We start from the raw sequence: 18754 nt of genomic DNA, 5'->3' as shown, positions 1-18754 counted from the left end.
TGGTTAGTTTTCTACTTTAAAAACTTAGAAATAGACAGCTTTTGCTCGCTCGCATTCTTTACAAATAGATTTGCCATTATGCTAGCACCATACTCGGTAAAGTGTGTGTCGTCAATCTTCCCCTCTGGAGCACAAAGCAGCTCGCCTGGTTTCAAATGCACAAACATCTTTACAGATCCTTCGGCGCCATGCTCGCGAACAACGGCTTCGCTTAACTTGTGCATGTCTACAAAATCGGACTTCGTTTCCTTCGCTACTGCACGAGTCAGATCTGGATATTCGCCATGCACGTCGTAGAACATCCCCTTGTCGTCGAACCTGCGGCGAACAACAGGCGTGCAGAGTACAGGAATTGCACCTTTAGCACGAGCCTCTAGCACAAAGCGGCGCATGTTTGCCTTAAAGTCTTCGGGAGCAGTGTAGCGATCTACCTTCTCTTTGCTCTCATCGTTGTGCCCAAATTGAATGATGACATAATCGCCTGGTTGCAGCTTATCTAAAACAGCCTGCCAGCGTCCTTCCGAGATGAAGGTTCGGGTGCTACGTCCATTCATTGCATAGTTCTGAACAGCTACATTGCTCTTGCAATGCTGCTGAAGGAACATTCCCCAACCACGTTCTGGGTAAACCTTATCCGGCTTGTCAGCCATCGTAGAGTCGCCTATCATGTAAATGGTGATGGGCTTGCTGGAAATGAACCCAAACAGCAGCATGCTAGCTGCTATCATGCCTAATAATTTTTTCATTTTATTCGTTTTAGTAGTGATGATGGATTCCAGCTATCGTCGTAACCCTTGCGGTAGCCATCTTTCCCGAATATGTTGGCTAGCGTAAGCTCGTCAGCCTCCTTTTTTGATAGCTGCTTAGTCCAAGGTGCACGAGTATTAGGGCTAGCACCAGCCCCTGTAGATTGGTATTCGGCGTAAAAGGCTGTTTTTTCGGCATCCTTCTTATTCCAGTTGTGCCATCCCTCGGGTAGAATATGACTGCCCATCTCGCAGCTAACAAATATCGTTTTGGCAAAGCTTCGCCATGGACGACCAAGGTACACCTTGGTTGCCTCGTCGTTTGCAGTAAGCTTGCATCGGAAGAAGACATAGCCGTAGCGATTCCCCTCGGGGGTAGATGCTGCTGTTATGTATGAATTCTTTATCGAGTGAATGGTACACCGCTCGAAAACGGCGATTGAGGTGCCGAATATAAAATCCGTTGTTCCTTCTATGTAGCAATCTTCAAGGTAAATTCGTCCAGGGCCACGCGTAAAAAACGTATCCTGATTCCCCAAGAACCTGCATCCTTTAAAGGCAACCTTGTCGCCTAGCACTTCGCATGCAACCGCTTGACCAACCTGCCCTGCCGAATTCTCGAAGGTGATATTGGAGAATAGCACCTCATTTGCACTAATGGATGCCGACCAAGAGGAGTAGGTATTTATTGTATCGCCGTTAACCACCTTTCCCGTATGGTCTCCCCATGTGATTATGGTTTTGGTAGCATCTTCGCCTTCCACAATAATGCGCTGCTTGTCCTGTCTGAGCACTACCTTTTCGGTGTAGATGCCCGGTTTTACCTTAATTCTCGTATACGAATTAGAGCCACTAGCAACAGCATCGAATGCCTGTTGAATGGTAGTGAAATTACCATCTCCCTTTTGCGAAACGACGATAGTGCGCTCCTTCCCAAAGGATAGTAGGGAGGTGAAAAAGAGTAGCAGGAACGTTATGCTTTTCATCTAAAATTAGTTTGTTTTTAAGCAGAGGTGAATGCCCAATGTATTTTTGCAAGGATTTGCCGCCTGATAAATGCGCTTAAAATCTTTTTTGGAATATCTTCACCCTTGTAGATCGTCCAAAAATCTTTTTCGGAGCATCTTCACCCCTGCAGATCGTCCAAAAACTTTTTTTGGAGCATCTTCACCCCTGTAGATCGTCCAAAAACTTTTTTTGGAGCATCTTCACCCCTGTAGATCGTCCAAAAATCTTTTTTGGAGCATCTTCACCCTTGTAGATCGTCCAAAAATCTTTTTTGAAGGATCTTCACCCCTGTAGATCATCCAAAAATCTTTTTGGGGGCAATAGGTGATAGGTGAATAATCACGACTAAAGAGATTTATAGTGTAACCCCTGTTTTAAATATGGCAATCTCCTTAAATCCCGTTTTTTCGTGCTTTAGCTTTTCGCCACTAGCTACGCTGATTACATAGTCAACAAAGCTACTGGTAACCTCTTCGGCTGGAGCGTCCTCTAAAAGGATACCAGCGTTAAAGTCTATCCAGTTTGCCTTATGCTTAGCTAGGTTGGAGTTGGTTGCAACCTTCATGGTTGGCACAAACGAACCGAATGGAGTGCCACGACCAGTGGTGAATAGCACCATTTGGCATCCTGAAAAACCGAGAGCTGACGAGGCTACTAAATCGTTTCCTGGCGCGTATAGCAGGTTAAGTCCTGGCACCTTTAATGGTTCTGCGTAATGTAGCACGTCCATAACAGTGGCACTGCCACCTTTCTGTACGCACCCCAACGACTTTTCTTCGAGGGTAGTTATGCCGCCCTTCTTATTTCCGGGTGATGGGTTTTCGTAAATTGGTTGGTTGTGTTCGCGGAAGTAGTCCTTAAAGCCATTAATAAGCTTTACTGTCTTCTGGAAGATGAGGTTATCCTTCGATCTGTCCATCAGGATGGTTTCGGCACCAAACATTTCAGGTACTTCGGTTAGCACAGTTGTACCGCCTAAGCCAACCAGCCAATCCGAAAACCGTCCCAGAAGAGGATTGGCAGTAATACCGGAAAAACCATCGCTGCCACCACACTTAAGCCCAATTTTAAGGTGAGAGACGGAGTGGGAGGTACGCGAATCGTTCTTCATCGCTTCGGCTAATTTGGCTACAATACTTAAGCCTTCCTCCACTTCATCTTCTACCTCTTGTGAGGATAGGTAAACAACGCGCTCGTCATCCACATTGCCCACAAACTTTTTGAGATTGGCAATCTGGTTGTTTTCACAACCAAGACCAAGCACCAGCACACCTCCCGCATTGGGATGGTTGATGAGTGCAGCAAGTGCCTTTTGGGTATTCTCCAAATCATCACCCAGCTGAGAGCAGCCGTAGTTGTGCTTAAACACAACTATATCGTCGATATGTGCCACGTCAAGTTCCTGCTTGGCCCTATCGACTATTAGTTGAGCCTGACCGTTAACGCAACCAACTGTTGGCACAATCCAGAGCTCATTGCGAATGCCTACTTCGCCATTTTTCCGCAAATAACCCTCAAAAGTGCGTTCCGACTCAGGTTTCTTTATTTGCGATAGGCTAGGATTATAGTCGTACTCTAAGTTGTCTCGAAGAGTAGTTTTGATATTGTGAGTATGAACCAGCTGACCTGGGATGATTTGCTGTAAGGCAAAACCGATAGGAAAGCCATACTTCAAGACAACCTCGCCCTCGTTAATCTTAGCGATAGAGAATTTATGCCCATTATCGATAGGCTCTTGTAGGGTAATTTCTACCCCATCGATATTGAGCACCTCTCCTGCGACAAGGGAATCGAGAGCCACACAAACGTTGTCGAGGTCATTTATTCTAAGCCATCTCTTCATATTCGACTAAGTTGTGGTCGTTGTATCGTTTCCATAACAGATACAACGACCATTTTATCTATGCATTTTATGAATTAAGAACCGCTTCTAAGGATTTGCGCATTCCAACAGAAAGGATGCTTTGAACAAAGCCCGCTACAGTTGGTGCTAAAGGTTCAATGCTCATTAGGTTTTCCTTCCAGATATCCCTGTTCGAGAGAATTTGAGAAACAGTTTCTAAAATATTCTCGCTATTCCAAACAGTTTGAATGAACTTTACATGTTCGGGAGTATCGTTAGGAATGAAAGTGATTTCTGATTTACCGCTATATAGAGTAAGCAGAGCTGCAAGTGAAAATGCAGTAAGTGATGCCACCTTCCCTTTTTTTACATAGCAGTCTTTCAGGGTAGGGAAGTTGCGTGTTTCCCACTTCGATAAAGAGTTAAGCGAGATGGTCTCTAGGTAATGCTTAATTGCAGGATTATAGAATCTTTCAATTATCGACTCTGAGAAACGCTTAAGCTCATTTTGATCCTCATCAATTACAGGAAGAACTTCTTCTGCTACCATCTTATTGATAAACGATTCCGCTAGCTTATCATCAAAGGCTTCTTTTACAGTTTTAAATCCCAGTTGAAGGCCTACAGGAACAAGCGCAGTATGCGATCCATTTAAAATGCGAACCTTCTTATCTCTGAATGATTTGATATCATCGAGGAATAGAACATGTAAACCAGCCTTGTCAAGAGGGAAACGGCGTTGAACATCGCGGCCACCAGCAATTGCCCAAACATGGTAGAACTCTCCCTTAACCACAAGATTGTCATTAAAGCCAATTTCAGCCTTAATTTCATCTATATTTTCTCTTGGGAAACCAGGAACAATTCTATCTACCAGCGTATCGCAGAAGGTACAGGAATCTTTAACCCAACTAATAAAATCGGTGCCAAGGTTGCATCTCTCCGCATGACGAAGCACATACTCCTTTAATGTTGTAGCGTTGTTCTCAATAAGTTCGCAGCAAATGAAGGTAAGCCCTTTTGTTGGATCTCCCTTAAAATGCTCGAAACGGCTATGTAGCAACGCCACAACCTTTCCAGGGAACGATTTAGCAGGTTTTGCAAAGATATCCTCATCGTCGTGATACTTTATGCCAGCTTCTGTGGTGTTTGATACCACAAACTCTAGTTCCTCGCTAAGAATATACTGCTGGTACTTTTCGTATTCAGAATAAGGATTTAAAGCATCCTGAATTGACTCAACCAAAGTCACCTCTTTAACCATCTTCTTATCCTTAATGCCTTCGAGGTAAACATGGTATAGATTATCTTGCGCTTTGAGCATATCTACCATGCCCATTTCGAGGGGTTGCACAACAACAACACCCGAATTGAGAACACCTTTCTTATTGGCATGGTCAATCATCCAATCTACAAATGCACGAAGGAAATTGCCTTCGCCAAACTGCATAATATGTATTGGTCTTTGGGTAGTAGCTACCGTCTTTCTATTTAACTCTTTCATATTCTTCTTTTCTTAATTCTACAAATCAGTAATTGGCCTATACTTTGGCACGAATGTCTTCATTATGACCCAAGCAATTAAATAGGCCACTGAACAAACGGCAAACATAATAAGATATGCAGTCTTAGGCGTTTCTACATAGAAGTCGGTTAGTCCTCCAGCAAGTAGTTGAACCAAAACGCCTCCAATACCTCCAGCCATTGCTCCAATACCCGTTACCGAGGCGACTGCTTTTTTAGGAAACATATCAGAAACAGTTGTAAAGAGGTTTGCAGACCAAGCCTGATGAGCAGCACCGCCAATACAGATGACAGCTACAGCTAGCACGCTTGCCCAAGATCCAAAATGGTCTACATTACCAAAATACTGAGTAGATAAAAGCACTAGAGGAAGAATTGCAATCATTAGCATCGCAGTCATTCGAGCCTTATATGTTTCCATACCTCTGTTGATAAGCATCATTGGAAGGCTACCTCCAAATACGCTACCTATAATGGCAATACCAAACACAATAAAGGTGGGCCACATCACTTCCTGAGTGGTCATGTCGAATTGTTTTTTGAGGTAATCAGGTAACCAAAACAACAGGAACCACCAAATGCCATCTGTCATAAACTTGCCAAAGAAGAACGACCAAGTTTGACGGTAGGAAAAAAGCCTAAACCAGCTCACCTTTTCCTTCGCTTCTGTACCATTAGAGGTAACTATATCGTCGCTATGAATGTAGTCGAACTCCTCTTTAGAAACTTTTCCTTTAGCCAACATGGCTTTAGGCGTACCGTAGAAGATAAACCAAAATATTAACCAGATAAAACCAGCAGATCCTGTAAGGATAAAGGCCATCTTCCAGCCCAATTCGGAGCCAAAGTAAACCATACACCAAGGTACAAACAGGGCCGAAATCATAGCACCCATGTTAGAGCCGCTGTTAAAGATACCTGTTGCTAGAGCACGTTCCTTTTTTGGAAACCATTCGGCAACAGTCTTTATTGATGCTGGAAAGTTACCTGCTTCGCCAACGCCAAAAAGGCTTCGAATTGCAACGTGTAGGGCAACTGTCTTTCCTGCGAAAGCATTTAAAACTCCAAATACAGACCAAATAATTAGCGAAAGGGCCAAACCTAACTTTGTTCCAATTTTATCAATAACCCATCCTGCGATAATTGTAACCCCCGCATAAAAAGCGGTAAAGAATGAGGTAACAAAGGCAAAATCAGAGTTTGACCATCCAAATCCGCCCTCTTCTACAGGTGAGCAGAAGAAGGATTTCAAGAAACCGATTACGTTTCTGTCCATGTAATTCACTGTAGTGGCAAATAGCAAAAGAGCTGCAATCACCCAGCGATAATTCGTTACATTACGTACGTTAGTCATGGTGTGTTTTATGTATCTGAAAAGAGTTGGGGTAAGAACGGATATCGAAACTCACCCCAACTATTGGTTAGGTTGTTTTTAGTTTTTTTATTGTGTCAAGTGCAAACTTGCAGAGGTCTGTTATAGACTTCCAGTTTTTGGCTTCAATGACGCTGGCTGGAAATAGATTCGAGCCCATTCCCACACAGGTTACACCTGCCTTAAACCATTTTGTCAGACTTTCCTCTGTAGGCTCAACTCCACCAGTAGGCATAATGCTAGTCCAAGGGCAAGGTCCTTTTACTGCCGAAACAAAACCAGGTCCTCCAACTGATGATCCAGGGAATACCTTTACAATCTCAGCACCCAATTCTTCTGCTTTCGATATCTCGGAAAGAGAACCACATCCAGGAGACCAAAGGATCTTACGTCGATTACAAGTTCTAGCAACATCTTCATTTATAAGAGGAGCTACAATAAAGTTAGCTCCTAGTTGTATGTAAAGAGATGCTGTTCCTGAATCGATAATAGAACCAACCCCAAGTGTCATTTCTGGGCACTCTTTGGCAACCCACTTATTTAGTTCACCAAATATTTCGTGAGCAAAATCGCCTCTATTGGTAAACTCAAATACGCGAACGCCGCCCTCATAACAAGCCTTTATCACCTGTTTGGCAACATCAATATCCTTATGGTAGAAAACAGGAACCATTCCTGTTTCCGCCATTTTTAATGCTACCTGAATTCTAGTAAATTTTGCCATTTCTTTAGTATTGATAATTTACCTACTATCTCGACACACGTCCTGATGTATCTCCACCCATAAGTTTCTTTACCTCATCAACTGTAACGAGATTAAAGTCACCATAAATAGTATGCTTTAAGCATGATGCAGCAACTGCAAAGTTTAGAGCACTCTGCAAATCGTCACCATAAGTAAGTAGCCCGTAAATTACGCCTCCCATAAACGAATCACCACCGCCAACACGATCAACGATATGTGTAATTTGGTAGGTTGGGGCTTCATGAAGCTTCTTTCCATCATACATTAAGCCCGACCATGTGTTGTGATTAGCATTAATGGATCCCCTCAGTGTTATAATAATACGTTTTGCCCGAGGGAAGCGCGCCATTAGCTGCTTTGCTACCGATTCATACTGCTGAGCCGTTACATGACCTTGAGTGACGTCCATCCCTTCAGGCTTAATACCAAAGAAGGTTTCAGCATCTTCTTCATTACCAAGAATCACATCACATCCTGCTACTAACTGTTCCATAATAGCCGCAGGCTTTTGTGTGTATCCCCACAAGTTTTTACGGTAGTTCAAGTCTGTAGATACGGTAACTCCGAGTTCATTTGCTACCTTAATTGCTTCGAGGCAAGCCATTGCTGCGCTTTCCGAAATAGCAGGGGTGATGCCAGTCCAGTGAAACCACTGCGCATCCTTAAACACTTCGTGCCAGTTTACCATCCCTGGTTGAATTTCCGAGATAGCAGAGTGAGCACGATCGTATACTACCTTGCTAGGGCGATTAACAGCACCTGTTTCGAGGAAGTAGATACCAACACGTTCCCCGCCGCGAACAATATTGCAGGTTTGAACGCCGTACTTGCGAAGATCCATAATGCAAGACTCGGCTATATCGTTTTTCGGAAGTCTGGTTACAAACTCTACAGGAATGCCATAGTTTGCAAGCGAAACTGCTACATTGGCTTCGCCACCACCAAAAGTTGCATTAAGTGTTTTTGCCTGCGAAAATCGTTCGTATCCAGGAGTGGCTAGTCGGAGCATGACTTCACCAAATGTTACAACCTTTTTCATCTTATGTCTTTTCTAGTGTTACTTACGTAGATCCTAAAATTTGAAATAGCCTTTGGGATTATTGTAGCAGATATCCTGCACCATAGCTCCTAATAAAGGCATATCGTTCGTTATTAGCCCGTTTTTAATGTCATTTCCAAGCATATTACAAAGAATACGACGGAAGTATTCGTGACGAGAGTAAGACATGAAGCTGCGAGAGTCAGTTACCATTCCTACAAAAAGACGAAGTAAACCGAGCGCCGAAAGCGTATCTATTTGTTTTGTCATGCCATCCTTCTGATCGAGGAACCACCAGGCAGATCCCCACTGCATCCTCCCCCGAACTCCTTCACCTTGGAAGTTTCCTAGCATGGTTGCCATAACTTCGTTATCCTTCGGATTAAGGTTGTAAAGAATTGTACGGGTTAGTCTGCCCTTGCTAAGAAGGTTGTCGATATATTTCGCTAAAGGCTCTGCATAGGCGGCATCACCAATAGAATCGAACCCTGTATCAGGACCAAGGGTGTTATACATTAACGTATTGTTGTTACGTATGGCACCAATATGGTACTGCTGCACCCAATCTGTACTATGGTCGAGTTCTGCAAAAAAAGTAAGCATGAAGGTGATAAACTTTTCTTCCTCTTCTGCATTAACCTTAATGCTCTTTCTAATCTTAGAGAAAATCGTTTCAACTTCAGATTCTGTATAAGTTGCGGCATGAGCGGTCTTTAATCCGTAATCGGATAGTTTACAACCCATGCTGTTGAAGAATGAATGACGCTTTTGGTAAGCATCTTTTAGAGAGCTGAGATCGGAGATGCTAGTGTCCGCTGAAGCTCCCAAACGATCGATATATGAATTGAGCGATACCAAATCAGACAGGTTGAGAATTCTATCGGGTCTCCAACCTGGTAAAACGGTAACCTTCCAGCCGTCATTTGCTATTTTTTTATGGTATTCTAAGTTGTCTGCTGGGTCATCTGTAGTGCAGAGAGTCTCAACATTCCAGCGTTCTAGCAATCGACGGCACGAGTATTCGGGGGTTTGGAGCTTACTGGTGCAGTTATTATATATGCTATCCGCAGTACTTGGATTTAAAATTTCATCAACTCCAAAAACACGTAATAGTTCAAGATGCGTCCAGTGGTATAGAGGATTGCGAAGCGTATATGGAACAGTCTCAGCCCATTTCTCAAACTTCTCATAATCCGTTGGATTACCAGTGCAGTACTTCTCTTCAATACCCAGCGTACGCATCGCACGCCATTTGTAGTGGTCTCCTTTAAGCCATATTTCCGTTAATGACTTATATTGGTAATCATTAGCGATTTCAGCAGGTGGTAGATGGTTATGGAAGTCTATAATAGGAAGTTTCTCTGCATAATCATGGTAGAGTTGTTGGGCCTCTTTGGTTTCCAACAAGAATTCATCAGTAATAAATGTTTTCATTTCAGTTCCTCCTTATGTGCTTTTTAGAGCAGTTGGTTTGGTAGAACAGTATCCATATCACCATAGTCCATATTTTCACCGCACATTCCCCATATGAAAGAGTAGTTGCTAGTACCAGCACCTGCATGTATCGACCATGATGGAGAAATCACAGCTTCCTCGTTTTTCATCCAAATATGGCGGGTCTCATCAGGTTTTCCCATAAAGTGACAAACGGCTTGTGTTTCTGGAACCTCGAAGTAGAAGTATACCTCCATGCGGCGAGCGTGGGTATGTGGTGGCATTGAGTTCCAAACGCTACCTGATTTGAGTTCAGTCAACCCCATTTGAAGTTGGCAGGTTTGAATATTCTTGCTTATTATAAGCTGATTTACCGTTCTCTTATTAGATGTCTCCATCGCGCCCAAGTCAAGAACGTTGGCATCAGCTCTGGATATTTTTACGGTAGGGTAGCTGCAATGAGCAGGAGCCGAGTTAAAGTAGAACTTAGCAGGAACAGCCGCGTCTGCACTTGCAAATTCTATTTGCTTAGCTCCTTGTCCTACATATAACGCCTCTTTGTACTGGAGTTGAAAGGCATGACCATCTACAGTTACAACGCCATCATCTCCCACGTTGATAATGCCTAACTCGCGACGCTGACAAAAGTATTCGGCTTTTAGCGCATCTATAGCTTCCAGTTTTAGCGGAGTCGACATTGGGATAGCACCACCTACTAGCATTCGATCATTGTGCGTATAGAGCATTTTTACAAGCCCCTTTACCAGAATTTCCTCGATAAGAAATTCCGACCTCAACTTCTCAGTGTCGTAATGCTTAACATCTTCCGGACTAGTTCCGTAACGTTCTTCAAATATTGCCTTCATAGCTACTTATGTTTTAAAGTTGAAGGAGTTTCCTTCAACACTTCTCCTTTTATTTTTACATTTTTAAGGGTAACCCCCTTTACACCTGTCATTAAATTGCCTTCAGATACTTGCTGAAAATCGCAGTTGCTAAGGCTAATGCCCGATACTTGATCATCCCTATTTAACCCATCAATAAAAATTCCATATCGGCTTTTTAAGCAGGTTATTTTGTCGAGATTTATGTTGTGTACAGCAGGATTATGTCCCCCCTTTTCTCCGTTCTTAACCTCGTAGTTAAGTTCTATACGAAGAACAGCCTCCGAGCATTCGCCCACCTTGATGTTTCGGACAAAAATGTTTTCGATAACTCCCCCCCGAAACGAGTTTGACTTAATTCGAACCACTCTTTCGAGTAAAGGGCTGTCCATCACGCAATCTTCGGCAAATACGTTGCGACAGCTGCCCGATACTTCACTGCCTATAACAACTCCTCCATGTCCGTTTTTCATGGTACAGTGGCGGATTAGGATGTTCTCGCTAGGGATATTCCACTTACGTCCATCATTGTTACGTCCCGACTTAATTGCAATGCAATCATCGCCTGTATTAAAGAAGCAATCCTCAATCAGCACATTTTTGCAGGATTCTGGATCGCAACCGTCGTTGTTTGGACCATTACTTTCGGCAGTAATTCCACGAACGATAAGATTGTTGCACATAAGAGGATGAATGAGCCAAAAGGGAGAGTTGGTTATTTTTACACCCTCTATCAAAACTCTTTCGCACCTGTAAATATTGATAAACTGAGGACGAAGTAGGTCGGTTTCCTTCATGATTCGTTGGGCAATAGGCGTGCGGTTGCTTTCCATCATCACCAACTTATTCTTACCTTCTGAATTATGCTCTTGACTTGACATTCCTTCCTTCCAACCATACTCTGGACGCCCCTTCCAGGGCCACCAGTTTTGTTCGTTAGCCATTCCGTCTAATGTTCCTTTGCCCGAAATTGCAATATTCTTTTGGTTATAGGCGTAAATCAATGGCTTGTAGTTATAGCAGTCGATGCCTTCCCAGCGGGTTAGAACAAAAGGAGTATAATCTTTAGGATTTGTAGAGAATCTGAGAATTGCCCCTTCGGAAACATGCAGGTTAACGTTGCTTTTTAGTTCAATTGGTCCTGTAAAGAATGTTCCAGCAGGTACGACAACCGTACCGCCCCCCTCATTTGCACAAGCCTCAATTGCCTTATTAATTGCCAATGCCGAGTTAAAGTCCATACCCGCTTTAGCTCCATAATCCAATATGCTATACTGCTTATTTCGGAATGTTGGCTCTACAATATGCTTCAGTATTGTCTCTTTGTATAACCATGGATCTGGCTTAGCCGTATTTTTCGTAAAACCTAAAAGCATTACAATCGCGACTGTACATCCCAACACCCTAACTGTATGTTTTACCATATTCGCCATTTACTAGGTTATAATACTTTTACTTCTACAGGTTCACTTAACTGTTTCTGCAAGTTCGAGAGGTAGGCAATAAATGCTTCCTTCGACTTGATTCCATTTTTTTCTAACTCCCAAGCACCAAGGAAATAGTATTCTACATAACCATTTGTTGGTTTCAGTACCACCACATGGTTGTCCTTATCTTCCGTTTTTTCTATCAAATCGGACTGCTTGTAAAGTATGGCCAAACCCAAGTTATCCTTGTTTAAGCTTTGAGGTCCCCAAGTTGCGATATATCCCCACTTGGTATTGTTTCCATTCGCAACTAGCAATTCCGCTTTTGTATCCTTAATTATTCCCGTACAAAAATTTGAAAGATTGCCATCTACGAATAGCTCTTGGTGGGATGCGCGACTACCTGCATCGATGGTTATTGTCGATTTTAGAAGATGCTTTGCTCCATCAATCTCCCATCCGTAATAGTTCGTTTCTATTTTTGACTGAATAATGCCATCGGCAACAATCTGGCTCGTGACACTATCAGTTTTTGCCACACGATTGGCTTTTCCGCCATCCCAGTAGGCAATGGTACCAATTCCTAACGATGGACCAACCTTAAGTATATCCATTCCCCAGTTGCACATGTGATGATACGACTCGAAACCATCGACACCAACCTGATTGAGAACCATAGCGTCGGTTATCTTTCCGTACAAATCGGTGGCATTTCGCCAATCGAGGTAGAAACGGTAACCAACCTTATCGCTCTCCCAGCCTGGTCCTTCGTACTTTATGTCGAAAGAATGATCGGTATGCTCGTCGGCAACACGAATGGCATTTGTTTTCACCCATTCGCCTCCTTGATACTTTCGGTTTACAAAAACGCCCCCCTGCTTTTGGGTAATCTCGGCATACGTTCTTTTGGGGTACGAAAACTGTTTGCTAGCTTTGGTAATTACGATAGTCTTCTGATCCTTTTCTGCCAAGTTTATTGGGAAAATGGCGTACAGTGTACCGTTATACGATGCAACCTGCATGGCTATTCCCGACTTCCCATCTTGCACCATGTAGCGTGTGGCATCAAAGTTTGCAATCTTCGCCTCGATACTCTTAAGGGGGATTCTAACCATGTAATCGGTAAAAGCGACCGATTCCTTGTTGGTTAACTTAACTTTTAAATTTCGTTGTGCAATACCAACAAGCGACAAAGACAGTAGGCAAAGGCTTATGATTCCAATTTTCATCATACAATGTATTACATCCAATAATCAAGAACATACAGTTCCAAAAACATCTTCAAATTCGGTGCTAATAAGAAACAGGCAATGCTTTTTAGAATACCATCACCAAGAGGCTTCTCTTGGCGATGGTTTCTTTTTTCATTATGGATACAATTATGGGTGGTATCCCAGTTCAGTGTTATCTATTACATTAATACCCATAGTCATTTTTCAAAAGTCCATTGCTAGAATCAATGAAGTTCTGCCAAATTGGCCAGAATTGACGAGTATTAGGATCCGTTAGGTAGAGCGAGTTTATCTTTGAAGTAGGAAGTTTAGTTGCAGAAATCCAAGTTGTAACAGTAGTGTATTCGCTTGTTTTATCTTCCGTTTCGCCTCTGTTTAAACCATATATTTGCAATGTCTCTCCATCGGCTGCATAGCGTGAGTATAACTTGCTATTGATGTCAGAATAACGGCCTGTTAAAACTGCGAGTTCTGTCATTTTTGTTTTTGCTAAATCCATTTTATCCTTAAGAAGGTTCCAACGGATTAGCGCTTCCTTACGTAGCATTTCTCCCGTAAACTCATATGCATGCTCGTCAACGATTGCCTTGAACATAGACTCCTTATCTGTTAATGCATCTACATAAGCATCAACTTTAGTAGGCCAATCTGCTTTTTTAAATGCTCTTTGTCTAATTTCTTTTAGATATGGAGCGGCAGCTTTGGGGCCTTCGAGTTCATTCATAATTTCGGCAGCCATTAAAAGCACTTCAGCATAACGCATATACTGCTTGTTCACACCATCATCATTTGTTGAGGTAACACGACGTTTTGTCATCCATTCATAGCGGAATTTTCCAAAGTACCATTTAGCAACACCACTAGGATTAAGCACTTGCTTTGATTTTGTTTCCCCAGATTTTAGAGCACTCCATTCATAGGGAACACAGGTAATATCGCGTCTAGTATCCTTAACATCGTAGTCATAGAACAAAAATGGAACAACTCCAGAATCACCACCCTTATTTTGACCTGTATATTGATCTACGCTATTATGTTTTACTCCAAACGTAAATACCATACGACCACGACCATCCGCAAATGGAATTTCAAAAAGGCCTTCACCTCCTGCAGTAACATCATCATTTACATTTTTCTTAAAGATGTCACCAAAAGTTGGTTCTAGTTTTGCAGTTTTTGACCCGTACACATCTAATACCTCTTTTTTAGCAATGGCATACATTTTTTCAACTGATAGTTCAGGATCGGTGCTTCTTCTTATTTGTCCATCTGCACGTAAGCTGTAACCTGAAGCAACTAAGCATAGGCGAGCCCGAAAACTCTTAACAAAAGCCTTGTTAACATGCTCAATAGTTTTAGTCATAGCAGAAGCATTAGGCCATGCAACAAGTTCTTCTGCCTCACCCAAGTCGGCAATAAGCTGCTTGTATATGACATCTCGATCAGATTTGCCCACGTAGACGGTACTTGTAGTAATAGGCTCAAAACGAGCGGGTACATCTCCCCATGCACGAACAAGATCAGCATATATAATTGCACGAAGAGTAAGAGCTTCTCCTAATATTTGCCCCAATTCAGTACCTGGTTCTGGTTTTCCGTACTTGCGTAAACCGCTTATACACATATTAGCGCGCTCAATTCCCTCGTACATTTTTGCCCAAGCATTGTTGGCCGTGTTCATTTGGTCGTTTGTTGGGGTTAGAGTGTAGTTGGCAAGTTGAGCCTGACCGGTAGTCTTTTCAGAACTATTGTACCATTCAACATCTGAATTTAGCCCATACCATGGTAGAAAACGTCCGCGATAGGAGTTGGTTTCACCGAAAGATTGATGAATCCCCATTACTGCCTTCATTGCAAGATCTGGAGTCGAAAATATGATCGATTCTTCTAAGGAGGATTTGGCTGGGGTGTCCAGATAATCCTCGCATGAAACCAAAAAGAGGGCAGCAATAAATCCAAGAATATATTTTAACTTCTTCATTACAGTCAATGTTAATTTGTTAGAAGGCTAAGTTTACTCCAAATACAACCTGACGGCTCTTTGGATATGCAGAGTAGTCAACCCCTGGTGTCAATGCTGTTTGACGACGAGTTGATGCTTCTGGATCAAAACCACTGTAGTTTGTTAAACAGAATACATTGTATGCTGTAACATAGAATCTAAGGCTGTTTATTTTAACTTTCTTAAGCATCAAACTGGGAAGGTTGTATCCAAGAGTTAGGGTGCTTAAACGGAGGAATGATCCATCCTCAACAGCCCAATCGCTAAAAATAAAACGACCGGTATATGGTGACCACATAGTTGTTTTAGTATTCATTTCTGCTAGCTTGGTAGGATCATTAACAAGATTACCATCCGTATCAACATTTGTCCATCGTTTACCATCTGCCATGTCATCAATCATGTTACGGTATTGGTACTTGCTAGTAGAGGTAAACTCTATTTTATTAGCATTGTATACGTCGTTACCATAGCTCCAGTTGAATACAGCAGACAGGTCAAACCCTTTGTAACGGGTGTTAACGGAGAATCCTCCTGTATGCTTTGGATTGGCATTTCCAATAGATGTGCGATCATTAATATCAACCTTACCGTTTCCATCCAAATCTTGCAGTTTCATAGAGCCTGGACGAATAGTACCCACAACACCACTTGCATCTGCAACTCCTTGTTTTAGTGTCCATATTTTCTTAACTGCATCATAATTTTCGAAATCACTTACTTCATAACGTCCTGCTGATTTATAGCCATACATTTCGCCAACAGAACCACCTGTGGCAATAATATAGTCTGCGCCAATATCCGTAGAAGCCCAACCTGATGCGGCAGTGAAGTCTTTCATCGTCTTGCCGAGATTTTCGATTTTATTGCGGTTAAATCCAATGTTGAAATTGAAATTCAATCCAAAATCCTTCTTGTCAAAGGCAATCCAGTTCATCGAGAATTCAACACCTTTATTTTGGGTTTCGCCCATATTACGATACTGAATATCATAACCAGTACCTGCAACTGGGAACGCGATTAGCAAATCCTTCGTAGTGTTCATGTAGAATTCGAAAGATCCTGTCAAACGAGATTTTAGAAATGCATAGTCGATACCAATATTACGCGTATAGGTAGTCTCCCATTTTAAGTCTGGATTCGCCATAGTTTTAGATGGTGCCCAGAAGTTTCCTGTCCCGTTAATCCACTCGGTATTGGTAGACACAAATACTTGATTAATTAAGCCAGAAGGAATATTGTTGTTACCTGCAGTGCCATAGCTGAAACGAATTTTCATGTCGTTCAACCAACTTTCGGTCCATTGCATAAAACTTTCATCAGAAATACGCCAAGCAGCTGCAGCTGATGGGAAGTATCCCCAACGATTTCCTTTCGCAAACTTTGACGAACCATCAGCACGGAACGTACCGGAAAGGATGTAGCGACCTTTATAGTTGTAGTTTGCTCTACCGAAGAATGAGGTCAAGTTATCATCGGGATTGTAGAAGTTATCGATTGATGAAGCTGCACCTGTTGATGTAAGCTTGAATGCTTGATCAGATGTAAATAGTTTAGGTAAGCCATGAACCGTATTGGTGAGTCGCTTCGAACTGGTATGAAGCATCTCCTGTCCTAATAGCAAATTTAAGCTATGATCGCTGCCAAGCCACGACTTGAAATCGTAGTTTATAGTATTGGTATTTCTGAAGCGATCGCTACCATTATTGGTAAGAATAGCTGCAGGTAACCCTTGGTTTGCACTTGCTGGTGCATTTTTTACGTAGTAAGTCGATCGACCGTAAAAGCGTTCCTCATTGGTGTTGTAAACATCTAAACCTACTTCAGACTTTGCTGTAAAGTTTTTAAAAACTTCCCAAGCAGCACTAGCGGAGGCGTTGTAGTTTACACGGCGTTGATTTCTATCATTATCCGCGATGGCAATATCGGGTCTGGTCAAATCGCCAAAGGTTTCCTCGTTGGTATCATCAGTTCCTCCCGAAATACCTAGTGGAACTGGCGTATAGATTACAGTGTGCTTTAATCGAGAATCTGCCGATGATGCCTCGTTTTGCTCATTAAGGCCACCACCATTAATTCGGGTATCCGAATAGCGGAAAGAGTAGTCTAGCGTAATCTTATTATTCGGTTTATGATTCAGCTTAAGGCTAAAGTTGTTACGATTGAAATCGGAGCCTATCATAATTGCCTTATCCTTTAGGTAGGAGTAACTGAAGGCATAGCTGAACTTATCGCTTCCGCCTGTAAGGCTAAGATTGTGGTTCATGGAGTATCCTGTACGCCCATAGACCTCGTCCTGCCAATCAGTCCCGGTCGTATTTTTGTATGAGGTAAGGTTACTATAATCGCCAAAATAATCCGTATAGGATGTTAAGTCATCCTTACTAAGTAGTGTCAGTTCATATTGCCACTTTGCATAGTCGTAGGGCTTAAGTACGTCTAGTGTTTTTGCAATTGACTTAACGCCATAGTAGGCGTTGTACGTAACAGACATTTTCCCTTCTTTACCTTTCTTGGTGGAAACAATGATTACCCCGTTTGCTCCACGGGCACCGTAGATTGCCGTTGAGGATGCATCTTTCAAAACATCGATGCTTTCGATATCCGATGGTGCAATATCGCTGATTCGGTCAACAGGGAACCCATCCACAATGTAGAGTGGGGAATTGTCTCCGGTGATAGAACCACCACCACGTACACGAATCTTCATTTCAGCATCTGGGGAACCTTCGGTTGAGGTAACCTGAACACCAGCTAGGCGTCCGCTCATTGCTTCGACTGCTGAGGCAACTGGCATTGACGCAATCGCATCCGACTTAACCGATGCCACAGATCCTGTGATATCGCGCTTCTTCTGAATGCCGTATCCAATAGCAACCACCTCTTCGAGCTGTACCGATGAGGCTTTCATTACTATGGTCAGCTGTTTTTGCCCTTTTACGTGAACATCCTGATTCTGCATTCCTATAAAAGAGAATCGCAGAATGGCGGTGTTTAGGTCTTTCACCTTTATCTTAAAGGTGCCATCAATTGTTGTAGAGGTGCCGATGGCGGTACCCACTGCCTGTACGGATACGCCAGGTAGCAGTTCTCCTTTTTCATCCTTCACCACACCACTCACGTCTTGAGCCTGAGCCATTGCGCTCGAGATACCCCAGAGGGCGAGTAGGAGTAAGAGTTTCATCGAGATGTGTTTCATACTTGAAAAAAGTTTGTGTTAGGTTCATGCGCCATTAAATGGCCGCATGCTGATTAGTTGGTTAGTGTCATCCTCTTATCTTTTGAGGCGACTTTCATGGGCGCAATATAGGGCGACTATTGCTTAAAGATGATAGTTTCCCATCCCAATCATGGGGGTGAATTATCTCAAATTCAACATTTGTTAACTTTGGAATAATGCCACAACTAGTTGATGATGCGATGTATATTCGTTATGATTCTTGAATTAGTTAATAAATACCTTGTTTTCTGTTGCTTTTCAACCGCAGCAAAGAGTGG

Annotated in this window: 13 protein-coding genes; all 13 read right to left on the bottom strand. The window is 42.6% G+C overall.

Features of this window, described 5'->3' with window-relative positions:
• Nucleotides 1-11: 11 nt before the first annotated feature.
• Nucleotides 12-746, bottom strand: coding sequence for a rhamnogalacturonan acetylesterase (locus tag ACHZA1_RS03155; protein WP_320053782.1), 735 nt, complete (start codon nucleotides 744-746; stop codon nucleotides 12-14).
• Nucleotides 743-1732 carry a pectinesterase family protein gene (locus tag ACHZA1_RS03150; RefSeq protein WP_320053781.1) on the bottom strand — a complete coding sequence of 330 codons (990 nt, stop codon included), beginning with the start codon at nucleotides 1730-1732 and terminating at the stop codon, nucleotides 743-745. Before ACHZA1_RS03150 ends, ACHZA1_RS03155 begins: the two co-directional genes overlap by 4 nt.
• A 377-nt stretch (nucleotides 1733-2109) precedes the next feature.
• Entirely contained in the window at nucleotides 2110-3597 is a 1488-nt protein-coding gene (locus ACHZA1_RS03145; RefSeq protein WP_320053780.1) for an altronate dehydratase family protein, read from the bottom strand.
• Nucleotides 3598-3664: 67 nt separating this feature from the next.
• Nucleotides 3665-5101 (bottom strand): tagaturonate reductase, encoded by a 1437-nt coding sequence (locus ACHZA1_RS03140; protein WP_320053779.1) that lies wholly within the window; start codon nucleotides 5099-5101, stop codon nucleotides 3665-3667.
• Nucleotides 5102-5119: 18 nt separating this feature from the next.
• On the bottom strand, nucleotides 5120-6397 hold the full coding sequence (locus tag ACHZA1_RS03135; protein ID WP_320053778.1) for an MFS transporter: 1278 nt from the start codon (nucleotides 6395-6397) through the stop codon (nucleotides 5120-5122).
• 145 nt (nucleotides 6398-6542) lie between these two features.
• The gene (locus tag ACHZA1_RS03130) at nucleotides 6543-7217 is read right to left on the bottom strand and encodes a bifunctional 4-hydroxy-2-oxoglutarate aldolase/2-dehydro-3-deoxy-phosphogluconate aldolase (protein ID WP_320053777.1); all 675 of its coding nucleotides are present in this window, start codon (nucleotides 7215-7217) and stop codon (nucleotides 6543-6545) included.
• Between the two features lie 25 nt (nucleotides 7218-7242).
• A complete protein-coding gene (locus ACHZA1_RS03125; RefSeq protein ID WP_320053776.1) occupies nucleotides 7243-8277 on the bottom strand; it encodes a sugar kinase in 1035 nt (344 codons plus the stop codon).
• Nucleotides 8278-8310: 33 nt separating this feature from the next.
• A complete protein-coding gene (uxaC, locus tag ACHZA1_RS03120; RefSeq protein ID WP_320053775.1) occupies nucleotides 8311-9711 on the bottom strand; it encodes a glucuronate isomerase in 1401 nt (466 codons plus the stop codon).
• A 23-nt stretch (nucleotides 9712-9734) separates the two neighbouring features.
• Nucleotides 9735-10577: a 5-dehydro-4-deoxy-D-glucuronate isomerase gene (gene kduI, locus ACHZA1_RS03115; protein WP_320053774.1), complete on the bottom strand. Its 843-nt coding sequence runs from the start codon at nucleotides 10575-10577 to the stop codon at nucleotides 9735-9737.
• A gap of 2 nt (nucleotides 10578-10579) precedes the next feature.
• Nucleotides 10580-12019 (bottom strand): glycoside hydrolase family 28 protein, encoded by a 1440-nt coding sequence (locus ACHZA1_RS03110; RefSeq protein ID WP_320053773.1) that lies wholly within the window; start codon nucleotides 12017-12019, stop codon nucleotides 10580-10582.
• Nucleotides 12020-12036: 17 nt separating this feature from the next.
• A complete protein-coding gene (locus ACHZA1_RS03105) occupies nucleotides 12037-13254 on the bottom strand; it encodes a DUF4861 domain-containing protein (RefSeq protein ID WP_320053772.1) in 1218 nt (405 codons plus the stop codon).
• A gap of 184 nt (nucleotides 13255-13438) precedes the next feature.
• The gene (locus tag ACHZA1_RS03100) at nucleotides 13439-15235 is read right to left on the bottom strand and encodes a RagB/SusD family nutrient uptake outer membrane protein (RefSeq protein ID WP_320053771.1); all 1797 of its coding nucleotides are present in this window, start codon (nucleotides 15233-15235) and stop codon (nucleotides 13439-13441) included.
• Nucleotides 15236-15254: 19 nt separating this feature from the next.
• Nucleotides 15255-18455, bottom strand: a complete 3201-nt coding sequence (locus ACHZA1_RS03095; RefSeq protein ID WP_320053770.1) for a TonB-dependent receptor — start codon at nucleotides 18453-18455, stop codon at nucleotides 15255-15257.
• Nucleotides 18456-18754 lie beyond the last annotated feature (299 nt).

Source organism: uncultured Acetobacteroides sp. (genome assembly GCF_963667355.2).
Taxonomy (GTDB): Bacteria; Bacteroidota; Bacteroidia; order Bacteroidales; family ZOR0009; genus Acetobacteroides.
Note: the sequence above shows the minus strand (reverse complement) of the source record. Positions and strands in the feature narration are given on the sequence as shown.

Excerpts from the sequence above, each read along its gene's own strand:
- ACHZA1_RS03150 (WP_320053781.1), bottom strand. The coding sequence starts at position 1,732 with ATGAAAAGCATAACGTTCCTGCTACTCTTTTTCACCTCCCTACTATCC.
- ACHZA1_RS03100 (WP_320053771.1), bottom strand. The coding sequence starts at position 15,235 with ATGAAGAAGTTAAAATATATTCTTGGATTTATTGCTGCCCTCTTTTTG.
- uxaC (WP_320053775.1), bottom strand. The coding sequence starts at position 9,711 with ATGAAAACATTTATTACTGATGAATTCTTGTTGGAAACCAAAGAGGCC.
- ACHZA1_RS03145 (WP_320053780.1), bottom strand. The coding sequence starts at position 3,597 with ATGAAGAGATGGCTTAGAATAAATGACCTCGACAACGTTTGTGTGGCT.
- ACHZA1_RS03140 (WP_320053779.1), bottom strand. The coding sequence starts at position 5,101 with ATGAAAGAGTTAAATAGAAAGACGGTAGCTACTACCCAAAGACCAATA.
- ACHZA1_RS03095 (WP_320053770.1), bottom strand. The coding sequence starts at position 18,455 with ATGAAACACATCTCGATGAAACTCTTACTCCTACTCGCCCTCTGGGGT.
- ACHZA1_RS03125 (WP_320053776.1), bottom strand. The coding sequence starts at position 8,277 with ATGAAAAAGGTTGTAACATTTGGTGAAGTCATGCTCCGACTAGCCACT.
- kduI (WP_320053774.1), bottom strand. The coding sequence starts at position 10,577 with ATGAAGGCAATATTTGAAGAACGTTACGGAACTAGTCCGGAAGATGTT.
- ACHZA1_RS03110 (WP_320053773.1), bottom strand. The coding sequence starts at position 12,019 with ATGGTAAAACATACAGTTAGGGTGTTGGGATGTACAGTCGCGATTGTA.
- ACHZA1_RS03135 (WP_320053778.1), bottom strand. The coding sequence starts at position 6,397 with ATGGACAGAAACGTAATCGGTTTCTTGAAATCCTTCTTCTGCTCACCT.
- ACHZA1_RS03105 (WP_320053772.1), bottom strand. The coding sequence starts at position 13,254 with ATGATGAAAATTGGAATCATAAGCCTTTGCCTACTGTCTTTGTCGCTT.
- ACHZA1_RS03155 (WP_320053782.1), bottom strand. The coding sequence starts at position 746 with ATGAAAAAATTATTAGGCATGATAGCAGCTAGCATGCTGCTGTTTGGG.
- ACHZA1_RS03130 (WP_320053777.1), bottom strand. The coding sequence starts at position 7,217 with ATGGCAAAATTTACTAGAATTCAGGTAGCATTAAAAATGGCGGAAACA.